Origin of the sequence: Cellulomonas composti (assembly GCF_007990245.1) — a bacterium.
Taxonomy (GTDB): domain Bacteria; phylum Actinomycetota; class Actinomycetes; order Actinomycetales; family Cellulomonadaceae; genus Cellulomonas; species Cellulomonas composti.
This window is the reverse complement of the sequence record NZ_BJWG01000002.1, coordinates 354,112-364,925: the sequence shown is the minus strand read 5'-3', so window position 1 is coordinate 364,925 and position 10,814 is coordinate 354,112. Positions and strand designations below refer to the sequence as shown.

General features: G+C 73.6%; 11 protein-coding genes and 1 riboswitch. Of the genes, 8 read left to right on the top strand and 3 right to left on the bottom strand.

What is annotated here, in order from left to right:
* The first annotated feature begins 395 nt into the window (after positions 1-395).
* The 3 genes from mobA to CCO02nite_RS04220 are packed head-to-tail and all read left to right on the top strand — an operon-like array spanning position 396 to position 1,617.
* A complete protein-coding gene (gene mobA, locus CCO02nite_RS04230; RefSeq protein ID WP_246117334.1) occupies positions 396-1,091 on the top strand; it encodes a molybdenum cofactor guanylyltransferase in 696 nt (231 codons plus the stop codon).
* Positions 1,088-1,384: a DUF6457 domain-containing protein gene (locus tag CCO02nite_RS04225; protein ID WP_146841776.1), complete on the top strand. Its 297-nt coding sequence runs from the start codon at positions 1,088-1,090 to the stop codon at positions 1,382-1,384. The genes mobA and CCO02nite_RS04225 overlap by 4 nt, the downstream gene beginning before the upstream one ends.
* Positions 1,381-1,617 (top strand): MoaD/ThiS family protein, encoded by a 237-nt coding sequence (locus CCO02nite_RS04220; protein WP_146841775.1) that lies wholly within the window; start codon positions 1,381-1,383, stop codon positions 1,615-1,617. The genes CCO02nite_RS04225 and CCO02nite_RS04220 overlap by 4 nt, the downstream gene beginning before the upstream one ends.
* A gap of 43 nt (positions 1,618-1,660) precedes the next feature.
* Here CCO02nite_RS04220 and moaA read toward each other — a convergent pair whose 3' ends face one another.
* From moaA to CCO02nite_RS04205, 3 genes are read right to left on the bottom strand one after another with little or no spacing between them, the layout of a single operon-like run.
* Positions 1,661-2,680, bottom strand: a complete 1,020-nt coding sequence (gene moaA / locus CCO02nite_RS04215; RefSeq protein ID WP_246117333.1) for a GTP 3',8-cyclase MoaA — start codon at positions 2,678-2,680, stop codon at positions 1,661-1,663.
* Positions 2,677-3,090, bottom strand: a complete 414-nt coding sequence (locus CCO02nite_RS04210) for a molybdenum cofactor biosynthesis protein MoaE (protein ID WP_146841774.1) — start codon at positions 3,088-3,090, stop codon at positions 2,677-2,679. Before CCO02nite_RS04210 ends, moaA begins: the two co-directional genes overlap by 4 nt.
* On the bottom strand, positions 3,087-3,566 hold the full coding sequence (locus tag CCO02nite_RS04205; protein ID WP_146841773.1) for a MogA/MoaB family molybdenum cofactor biosynthesis protein: 480 nt from the start codon (positions 3,564-3,566) through the stop codon (positions 3,087-3,089). Before CCO02nite_RS04205 ends, CCO02nite_RS04210 begins: the two co-directional genes overlap by 4 nt.
* A 255-nt stretch (positions 3,567-3,821) precedes the next feature.
* Here CCO02nite_RS04205 and CCO02nite_RS04200 point away from each other — a divergent pair, with 255 nt between their 5' ends.
* The 5 genes from CCO02nite_RS04200 (at position 3,822) to gcvH (ending at position 10,578) form a co-directional block, all read left to right on the top strand.
* Positions 3,822-4,637, top strand: a complete 816-nt coding sequence (locus tag CCO02nite_RS04200) for a hypothetical protein (RefSeq protein ID WP_146841772.1) — start codon at positions 3,822-3,824, stop codon at positions 4,635-4,637.
* A 227-nt stretch (positions 4,638-4,864) separates the two neighbouring features.
* Positions 4,865-5,683, top strand: a complete 819-nt coding sequence (locus CCO02nite_RS04195) for a hypothetical protein (protein WP_146841771.1) — start codon at positions 4,865-4,867, stop codon at positions 5,681-5,683.
* A gap of 47 nt (positions 5,684-5,730) precedes the next feature.
* Positions 5,731-5,820, top strand: a riboswitch (glycine riboswitch).
* Positions 5,821-5,990: 170 nt separating this feature from the next.
* Complete coding sequence (gene gcvP / locus CCO02nite_RS04190; RefSeq protein WP_222593133.1) at positions 5,991-8,978, top strand: aminomethyl-transferring glycine dehydrogenase; 2,988 nt, start codon at positions 5,991-5,993, stop codon at positions 8,976-8,978.
* Between the two features lie 38 nt (positions 8,979-9,016).
* Positions 9,017-10,153, top strand: coding sequence for a glycine cleavage system aminomethyltransferase GcvT (gcvT, locus tag CCO02nite_RS04185; protein ID WP_146841770.1), 1,137 nt, complete (start codon positions 9,017-9,019; stop codon positions 10,151-10,153).
* Between the two features lie 56 nt (positions 10,154-10,209).
* Positions 10,210-10,578 (top strand): glycine cleavage system protein GcvH, encoded by a 369-nt coding sequence (gene gcvH / locus CCO02nite_RS04180; protein WP_146841769.1) that lies wholly within the window; start codon positions 10,210-10,212, stop codon positions 10,576-10,578.
* The last annotated feature ends 236 nt before the right edge of the window (positions 10,579-10,814 follow it).

Here is a 10,814-nt window from a genome sequence, read left to right as displayed (position 1 = left end):
GGTTTGGCCGCACCGGGTGGCGGCTCGCGAAGGGGGCGGGGCTGGTCGGGGTGGCGTGGTCATGGGTGCAGGGATGGATGCAGGTCGGCGGTGGTCGGCCCGCCGGGATCTGCATTGATACCTGCATCCACGACCCCGGCGCCGGATCTCCTCGTCGCAGGGGGTGGGCGGCCCGCACGGGTCGGCGGCCCGCACGGCTTGGTTGGGCCGCGGGGGGTGGTTTGGCCGCGGGGGGTGGTTTGGCCGGGCTGGGGGCGGTTCGCGGCGAGTGCGGAGCTGGTCCGGGGGCGTGGTGGTGGGTGCGGTGTTGGATGCAGGTGGGGGCCGGTGGGGCTGGCGGGAGTTGCTTCGATGGGTGCGGTGATCGGGGGCTGAGGGTGGCGGTGGGAGGTGTGGTGGGGTCGTTCGATGCGGTCGTGCTGGCCGGCGGGGCCGGGCGGCGGCTCGGCGGGGTCGTGAAGCCGGAGGTCGAGGTCGCGGGGCGGGCGCTGGTCGACCATGCGCTCGGCGCCGTGGCCGGGGCCGAGCGGCGCGTGCTCGTCGGACCCGCGACGCTCGCGCGGCCCGGCGTGCCGACGACGCTCGAGGACCCGCCCGGCGGTGGGCCCGTCGCGGGGATCGACGCGGGGCTCGCGTTCCTGACGGCCGACGCCGGCACGGACGGCTCGCCGGACGCATCCCGCGACGACGTGGGGGTCGTCGTGGTCCTGGCGTGCGACGTGCCGCGTGCGGGAGCCGTGGTCGAGGCGCTGGTCGAGGCCGCCGGGCGGCCGGGCGTGGACGGTGCGCGGCTCGTGGACGCCGCGGGCCACCCGCAGCACCTCGTCGCCGCCTACCGTCGGGGCGCGCTCGCGGCGGCGCTCGGCCGGCTCGCCTCGGTGCGCGACGTGCCGGTGCGCGCGCTCGTCGTCGGACTGCGCCTGGTCGACGTCGCGGATCCCGGCGACGTGGCCGCCGACGCGGACACCTGGCCGGACGTGCACCGCCTCGACACCGAACTGCGCGCGGACGCGGGCGCGGGGCCCGGCGTGGCACGATCGGACCAGCCGGCCCCGGAGGCCGGACGTGACGACCGTGGGAGCACGCCATGACCGACGACCCGCGCCGGGCCCCCGGCGCCGACCTGCCGCAGTGGGTCGACCACATCACCGCGCTGCTGGGCGTCAAGCGCTCGCGGGTGGACCTGGACAGGTTGCTCGACCTGTCGAGCGAGGTCGCGCACGGTGTGGCCCGCCCCGCCGTACCCGTGACGATGTTCGTGGCCGGCCTCGCGGCCGCGGACCTGCCCGCCGACGAGGTCGTCGCGCTGCTCGACCGCGTGGAGCGCGCCGCCGTGACCTGGACCGCCGCGGGCGACGACGCCCCGGCCGACGGCCCCGCATGATCACCGTCCGCTACTTCGCCGCCGCGGCCGAGGCCGCGGGTCTCGACACCGAACAGGTGCCTTCCGGCGAGATCGACGACATCCGGGCACTGCTCGGCGCACGTCACGGCGACGGGCTGGAGCGCGTCCTGGCCCGCTGCGCGCTCCTCGCCGACGGCAGCCGTCTCGAACCCGGCGACGTCGTCCCGTCGGGCGCGACCCTGGACGTCCTGCCGCCGTTCGCCGGCGGCTGACCCAGCCGTCACCGGCGCAGCCGGGCTCACGGCGCAGCGTGGGTCAGCCGCCGATGGCGCTCATCGGGCGGTTCGGCTGGAGGAAGGTCGGGTCGTCGATGTCGTGGCCGGCCTTCTTGCCGGCCAGGCACCGCCGGTACGCGGCGGCGATGCCCTCGTCGACCACGTCCGCGGGCTCGTCGGACCGCAGGACCTCGCGCGTGTCCACCTCGGCCTGCGAGAACAGGCACGCACGGAGCTGACCGTCGGCGGTGAGCCGCAGCCGGTCGCACGCGCCGCAGAACGGCGCGGTGACCGAGGCGATGACGCCGACGGTGTGCGGGCCGCCGTCGACGTACCAGAGCTCGGCGGGGGCGGCGCCGCGTCCGGGCACCTCGGTGAGCGTGAACGCCGAGGTCAGCTGCTCGAGCATCTCCGCCTGCGTGACCATGACCTTGCGGTCCCAGGTGTGCCCGCCATCGAGCGGCATCTGCTCGATGAACCGCATCTGGTAGCCGCGGTCGACGGCGAACCGGGTCAGGGCGACGATCTCGTCGTCGTTCACACCGCGCATCGCGACCGCGTTGATCTTGACCGGGTGCAGGCCGGCGGCGTCGGCGGCGGCGATGCCCGCGAGCGTCTCGACGAGCTTGTCGCGGCGGGTCAGCTGGAGGAACTTGGCCCGGTCGAGGGTGTCGAGGCTGATGTTGACCCGTGTCAGGCCGGCGTCGCGCAGCGGTGCGGCGAGCGCGGGCATCCGCAGCGCGTTGGTCGTGAGCGACACCTCGACGGGTTCGCCCTCGGGCGTCGTGAGCGCGGTGAGCCGCCGCACCACGTCGACCACGTCGACGCGCAGGAGCGGTTCGCCGCCCGTGAGTCGGATCTCGCGGATGCCCAGGTCGACTCCGACGCGGGCGACACGCACGATCTCCTCGGTGCTCAGCATGGTCGAGCGCGCGAGCCACGGGACGCCCTCGGCCGGCATGCAGTAGGTGCAGCGCAGCGAGCAGCGGTCGGTCAGCGAGATGCGCAGGTCGTGGTGCGCGCGCCCGAAGCGGTCGACCAGACCGCCGCGCGGGGTCACAGCCCGACCCAGTGATGCGTGCCGTCCGCGAGCAGCTCGCGCTTCCAGACCGGCAGCTCCGCCTTGACCTGCTCGACGAGCAGGCGGCACGACTCGAACGCCGCCGCGCGGTGGGCGGCCGCGACGGCCGCGACGATCGCCGCCTCGCCGACAGCGAGCCGGCCGATGCGGTGACTCACGGCCAGGCCCAGCACGGCCGGGTCCGCGGCCACCTCGGCTGCGATGCGCTCGATCGTCGCGGCCGCGTCCGGATGGGCGGAGTACTCGAGCCCGACGACCTCGCCGGCGACCGCCGGGTCGTGGTCGCGCACCAGCCCGACGAACGTCGCGACGGCACCCGCTTGCGCGCTTCCGACCTGTTCCACGTGAAACAGGAGGTCCAGCGGCTGGTCCGTCACGGTGGCGATCATGTGTGGTCACCGCCGGCGACCTGGCTCAGCAGATGCGGCAGCAGGGGCAGGAGGACGGCGAGCCCGTCTCGCACGCCACCGGGAGAGCCGGGCAGGTTCACGACGAGGACGCCCTGCGTCGTGACGCCGGCGAGCCCGCGGCTCAGCACCGCGGTGGGGACGTCCGACGAACGCCGCAGCAGCTCGCCGATGCCGGGCAGCTCCTTGGCGAGCAGTCCGCGCGTGCCCTCCGGCGTCTCGTCGCGCGGCCCGACCCCGGTGCCGCCGGACGTCACGACCAGCGCCGCACCGTCGGCCACCGCGGCGCGCAGCGCGCTCTCGACCGAGTCCGCACCGTCCGGCACGACCACGGGTGCTGCGACCGCCAGCCCGGCCGCGCGGAGCAGCTCGACCGCCGCGGGCCCGGACCGGTCCTCACGCGCGCCCGACGCGCTGCGGTCGGAGACGACCACCACCACCGCGCGCGCCTGGCTCACCCGGCCAGGCTAACCGCGGCCCGACGCATCCGTCGTGCCGTCTCGCCGGCCCAGAGGCAGGGGCGGGCCCGCGGCGGCGCGGTCTGCCTCAGCGCCATGACGGTCGTGGAGGACACCGCACTCCCACGGACCACGACGTCAACCCGGTGGTGAAGCGCTGAGCCCTAGGTCCCTTGCGGGGCGGCGCCGGACGACAGACGTTGGGCCGTAGGGGTAGGTGGGCCGTTCGCAAGATCGAGAGGTCGCGAGGTCGGGATGCGTCGCTGGATCGAGCTCGTCACCGCCGTCGTCGCCGGCGGTGCGCTGGCGCTCGCCGCACCCGCGGTCCTGGGCGCGCAGGGCGACCCGGTCACACCGCCGAGCCCGCCGAGCGGCGTCGCCGTGCCCATGAAGACGCTGGTCCCGCACCTCGACTACGTGACGATCAAGCCTTGCCGCATCCTCGACACCACCCAGGGCAGCGGGAGGTGGGCCGGACCGCTCGTCGACGGCACCACGCAGTCGTACTACGTGAGCGGGGCGCGCGGATTCGGCAGGCAGGGTGGGACGGACGGCGGCTGCGGCATCCCGACGGGAGTGCACGCGATCGAGGCGAGCGTCAATGCGTCGCGCACCTCGGGCAAGGGGTACCTCCGGGCGTGGGCCTCCGACTCGTCCGAGCCGGCGGCGATGGTGCTCTCCTACGCCGCGGGCCTGCGCAGTGTCGAGAACGCGACGCTTACCGTGGCCCCGGGAACCGCGTTCTCGCTCACGATCGCCAACCACGGCGGGACGACCCAGCTCGCCGTCGACGTCGTCGGCTACTACGTGCCGTCCATCGCGGTGACCCTCGCTGCCAACGGGACGATCTACGCCGGTGGGGCCGGGGTGGTGGCGACGACACGCGTCCAGACCGGCAGGTACACGGTCACGGCCGACCGGGACCTGACCGGGTGCGTCCCGACTGCCACGACGTTCTCCGACTCGAACACCGCGACGGCGTGCACGTTCCTCAACGACGTCTACGTCGCTGTCACCGACAGCTCCAGTGAGCCCACGATCAGCTATGTGCAGGTCGTGGTGACCTGCTGAGCGGGCGCCGAAGGCGGCCCGCAGGCTGTCCACGGCGGTTGGAGACCACGACCACCACCGCACGCACCGGACTCGTCACGCGGCCAGATTGACCACGGCGGTCCCGCACCGGCGCGCGGTCTCGTCGTGAGAAGACCACCCGGGCGCCCGGGCGATAGACGTCGCGCCGCGCACCACGGCAGGGCCACACTCGCCTTGTCCGATTCATCAGGTCCCGGAGGTCCGTGATGCGTCAGTGGGTCCAGCTCGTCACCGCCGCGGCCGCCGGAGCCGCGCTCGCCATCGCACTGCCCGCCGCCGTGCCCGGCGCGTCGACGCCACCACCACCGCCGGGGGTGCCGTCCGCGGTCGTCGCCCAGGAGTCGGCCCCGACCGCACCGAACCTCGACTTCGTCGCGATCGCGCCGTGCCGCATCGTCGACACCGAGACGGGTACCGGGACCAACGGCACGCCGCTCAAGTCCGGCGAGACCCGCACCTACTACGTGGGCGGGACGTTCGGTTTCTCGCCGCAGGGTGGCAAGAGCGGCGGCTGCGGCATCCCCGTCGGTGCACGCGCGATCGAGGCGAGCTTCTCGGCCTCCCACGGCACCGCGAAGGGCAACCTCCAGGCGTGGGCGAACGGGACGACCGCGCCCTCGAGCATGATCACGTCCTACGTGCCCGGGCAACGCGTGGTCGCGAGCGCGACCGTCTCCGTCAACCCCTCCAGCGCCTATGCGCTCAAGGTGCGCAACCGCAACGCGCGTACCGATCTGTCGATCGACGTCGTCGGGTACTACGTCGCCGCGATCGCCGGGACGTTCAGCGACACCGGCGCGCTCTACAGCGGCACGGGCCGGCTCAAGGCGTACGGCCACTCCTCGACCGGGTACTACACCCTCGTCGCGGACCGCGACCTGACCGGCTGCGTGCCGGTGGTGTCGTCGTACTACTACGCGTACACCGTGAGCGGGTACGTGAGCGGCCAGTACGTGTACGTCCAGATGACCGACCAGAGCGGCACGCTCTCGGACTACTACTTCAGCGTGGACGTCACCTGCTGACGCCCGGGCCGGGCGGGTACCCTGGACGCAGAACTTCACACGCTGCTCGAACCGCGACGGGAGAGTCCCGCACCCGCGGGCGCCGAAGGAGCAACCCTCCCCGGGAATCTCTCAGGCCCCTGTACCGCCGCGGCGAGGCAACTCTGGAAAGCGGCGCCCGACGAGGGCGCCCACCGACGGTGCAAGCCGGCGCGCCCCGACAGGCGGACCGGCCAAACTCTCAGGTCGTCGCGCGAGCGACTGAAGACAGAGCGGGGAGCCCCCTGACCGTTCCGGCCCCCGCCGGACGACCCGCCCGGAGCAGCCTGTGTCGACCTCGTCCCGCCAGACCCCCCTGCCGATCGGCTCGGCGCCTGCCGCGTACGACTTCGCGGACCGGCACATCGGCCCGCGCGGCGACGAGACGGCACGCATGCTCGCGGCGGTGGGCTACGACCGGCTCGACGACCTGATCGACGCGGCGGTCCCGGCGAGCATCCGCTCGCAGCGTCCGCTGGACCTGCCGGCCGAGCGCAGCGAGCACGAGGTGCAGGCGGCGCTGCGGCTCATCGCGGGCAAGAACCAGGTGCTGCGCCCGATGATCGGCCAGGGGTACTACGGCACGATCACGCCGCCGGTGATCCGGCGCAACGTGCTCGAGTCGCCCGCCTGGTACACCGCGTACACGCCGTACCAGCCGGAGATCAGCCAGGGCCGGCTCGAGGCGCTGCTCAACTTCCAGACGATGGTCGAGGACCTGACGGGCCTCGCGATCGCGAACGCGAGCCTGCTCGACGAGGCCACCGCGGTGGCCGAGGCCGTCGCGTTGATGTGGCGCGCACATCGGGGCAAGGACGGCGTCGTCGTGCTGGACGACCAGCTGTTCCGGCAGTCGCTCGCCGTCACGGTGGGCCGCGCGCAGGCGATCGGGCTGCACGTCGTGGTGGCCGACCTGTCCGACGGCCTGCCGGACGTCGAGGGAGACCTGATCGGCGTCGTCGTGCAGCAGGTGGCCGCGAGCGGCGAGGTGCGTGACCTGGGCCCGGTCGTGGCGGCGGCGAAGGCGCGCGGCGGGCTCGTGACGTTCGCGGCCGACCTGCTGGCCCTCACGCTGCTGACCTCGCCCGGCACGCTCGGCGCGGACGTCGCCGTGGGCTCGGCGCAGCGGTTCGGGGTGCCGCTGTTCGGCGGCGGGCCGCACGCCGCGTTCATGGCGGTGCGCTCGGGGCTCGAGCGGATGCTGCCGGGCCGGCTCGTCGGGGTATCCGTCGACGCGGACGGGGCGCCCGCCTACCGGCTCGCGCTGCAGACCCGCGAGCAGCACATCCGTCGCGAGAAGGCCACGAGCAACATCTGCACCGCGCAGGCGCTGCTCGCGATCGTCGCGTCGATGTACGCGGTCTACCACGGTCCCGACGGCCTGCGCGCGATCGCGGACCGCGTGCACCGGCACGCGAACGAGCTCGCGGAGCTGCTCACCGAGCTCGGCGTGCCGGTCGAGCACGAGGTCGTCTTCGACACGGTGCGCGCGGTCGTGCCCGGGCGCGCGCACGACGTCGTCGAACGCGCGGTGGGCTACGGACTGAACCTGCTCGCGGTCGACGACGACCACGTCCAGGTCAGCCTCGACGAGACCACGTCCCCCGAGGACGTCGCGAACGTGATGTTCGCGTTCATCTCCGCGGGGGTCACGGCGCTGCCGGTCGACGACGAGACCGCGGAGTACGTCTCGCCCCGGGGCCGGATCCAGGCGAAGGGCGGTCACTTCACGTACTCGCAGGGCGCCGGCGACGCGCCGCTGCCGGAGTGGGCGCTGCGCACCGACCCGTACCTGACGCACCCGGTGTTCCAGGTGCACCGCTCGGAGACGGCGATGCTGCGCTACCTGCGCCGGCTCTCCGACCTGGACCTCGCGCTGGACCGCACGATGATCCCGCTGGGCTCGTGCACGATGAAGCTCAACGCGACGGCCGAGATGGAGCCGATCTCCTGGCCGCAGTTCGCCGACATCCACCCTTACGCGCCGGCGGACCAGACGGCCGGCTACGACGAGCTCGTCACGCAGCTGCAGGACTGGCTCGCCGAGATCACGGGCTACGCGGCGGTGTCGGTGCAGCCCAACGGCGGCAGCCAGGGCGAGTTCGCCGGCCTGCTCGCGATCAAGGCGTACCACCACGGCCGTGGCGAGGCGCAGCGCGACGTCTGCCTGATCCCCGCCTCGGCGCACGGCACCAACGCGGCATCGGCGGCGCTCGCGGGGCTGCGCGTCGTGGTCGTCGCGACCGCCCCGGACGGCGAGATCGAGCTCGACGACCTGCGCGCCAAGCTGGCCCAGCACGGCCCGCAGGTCGCGGCGATCATGATCACCTACCCCTCGACGCACGGCGTCTACGAGGCGCATGTGCGCGAGGTCTGCGACCTCGTACATGAGGCAGGCGGGCAGGTGTACATCGACGGCGCCAACCTCAATGCGCTCGTCGGGCTGGCCCGGCCGGGCGAGCTGGGCGGCGACGTCAGCCACCTCAACCTGCACAAGACGTTCTGCATCCCGCACGGCGGCGGCGGCCCGGGCGTCGGTCCGGTCGCGGTGGCCGCGCACCTCGCGCCGTACCTGCCGGGCGACCCGACGACGAGCCCGACGAGGCCGACGACCGAGGGCGACCCGGCCACGCACGTGCCGCCCGTCTCCGCGGCGCGGTGGGGCTCGGCGGGCATCCTGCCGATCAGCTGGGCCTATGTCGCGCTGATGGGGCCCGACGGCCTGCGCCGGGCGACCGAGACCGCCGTGCTTGCCGCGAACTACCTGGCCACGCGCCTGCGCGAGCACTTCCCCGTCCTCTACACCGGCCCGGGCGGGCTCGTCGCGCACGAGTGCATCCTCGACCTGCGCGAGCTCACCAAGGCGACCGGGGTGACTGCCGAGGACGTCGCCAAGCGGCTCCAGGACTACGGGTTCCACGCGCCGACGCTCGCGTTCCCGGTGCCCGGCACGCTCATGGTCGAGCCGACCGAGAGCGAGGACCTGGCCGAGCTCGACCGGTTCGTCGACGCGATGGTCGCGATCCGGGCAGAGATCGACGAGGTCGCAGCCGGCACGTGGCCGCTCGAGGACTCGCCGCTGCGCCAGGCACCCCACACGGCGGCGGCGGTGAGCGCCGACGAGTGGTCCCACCCGTACGGCCGGGAGCGCGCGGCCTTCCCCGTCGCCGGCCTGCGCCGTGCCAAGTACTGGCCGCCCGTGCGGCGCATCGACGGCGCACACGGCGACCGCAACCTGGTCTGCTCGTGCCCGCCCGTCGAGGCGTTCGCCGAGTGACCGATCACCCCGCCACCGATTCGACGACTGGAGCTGCGATGAACGAGAGCCGGCACTCGCCCCTGCACGACGAGCACGTCGCGCTCGGCGCGGTCCTGACCGACTTCGCGGGCTGGCAGATGCCGCTGCGCTACGGCTCGGACGTCGCGGAGCACACCGCCGTGCGCACCGCCGCCGGGCTGTTCGACCTGTCCCACATGGGCGAGCTCGAGGTGAGCGGTCCCGGCGCCGCGCGCGGCCTCGACCGCGCCCTCGTCGGGAACCTCACGGCGCTCGAGCCGGGCCGCGCGCGCTACACGATGATCTGCGCACCCGACGGCGGCGTGCTCGACGACCTCGTCGTGTACCGGTTGGAGCCGGAGCGGTTCGTCGTGGTCGCGAACGCGTCGAACGTCGAGGTCGTGCGCGCGGCGCTGACCGAGCGGCTCGAGCCGGCCGACGGCGCGACGCTCACGGACCGGTCCGAGCAGACCGCGCTGATCGCGGTGCAGGGCCCGACGGCGGAGTCGATCCTGCTCGGCCTCGTCGAACCGGACCGCGTCGAGGCGGTGCGCGCGCTGCGGTACTACGCAGCCGTGCCGGCCCAGGTGGACGGGGTCGAGGCGCTGGTCGCGCGCACGGGCTACACGGGCGAGGACGGGTTCGAGCTGTTCGTCGACTCCGCTGCGGCGCCCGGGCTGTGGCGCACGCTGCTGGCGGCGGGCGCGCCGCACGGGCTCGTCCCGGCGGGACTGTCCGCGCGCGACTCGCTGCGACTCGAGGCCGGGATGCCGCTGTACGGCAACGAGCTCGACCGCACGACGACGCCGCACGACGCCGGCCTGGGCCGTGTGGTGCGCCTCGACAAGGTGGACGACGAGGGTTCCCCGCTGCCGTTCGTCGGACGTGCGCCGCTCGAGGCGCGGGCGCATGCGGTGCCCGCGCGCACGCTCGTCGGGCTCGAAGGCCTGTCCCGGCGTGCCGCCCGGCACGGGTACGACGTAGTGACGCCGACCGGCGCCGTCGTCGGGACCGTGACCTCCGGTGCGCCCTCCCCGACGCTCGGCCACCCGATCGCGATGGCCTACGTGACGCCCGAGGTCAGTGCCGTCGGCACCGATCTGGCCGTCGACGTGCGGGGCCGCCAGGAACCCGTCAGGGTCATCGCTCTTCCCTTCTACCGCCGTACGCGGTAAACCCGTTATCGCCGACGTCGTCATCCCAGCCCGACAGCCGACACCTGGAGCAACGCATGAGCCTGCCCGCCGACCTGCACTACACACTCGAGCACGAGTGGCTCTCGGACGGCTCCCCCGCCACCGTCGGCATCACGGCAGTTGCCGCTGATGCGCTCGGCGACATCGTGTACCTCGAGCTGCCCGCTGTCGGCGACGACGTCGCCGCCGGCTCGGTCATCGGGGAGATCGAGTCCACCAAGTCGGTCTCGGAGCTGTTCTCACCTGTGAGCGGCACCGTGACCGAGGTGAACTCCGCCGCGGTCGACGACCCGTCGATCGTCAACTCCGACCCCTTCGGGGCCGGATGGCTGATCAAGGTCGACGTCACCTCCACGGGGCCGCTGCTCACGGCCGAGGAGTACGAGGCGCACGCAGCCGGGTGACCCTCGCCACCAACGGGTGGCGGGCATTGACCTGATCGGGTGATTCCCTACGGCGCACATGGACTCAGGTGTATCTAGGTCCCTTGCGTTCGCTCATCGTAGGCATCAAGGCAACGCCCCCAGCCGTGGGGCGCGGCGAGGGAGAAATCGGGCACGAAAACGGCGTCATAGTCCAGACTCCGCCCGCTCTCACCCTGCGACCGCTTCTCGCGGAACCCCCGCTCGTCGGGGGGTGA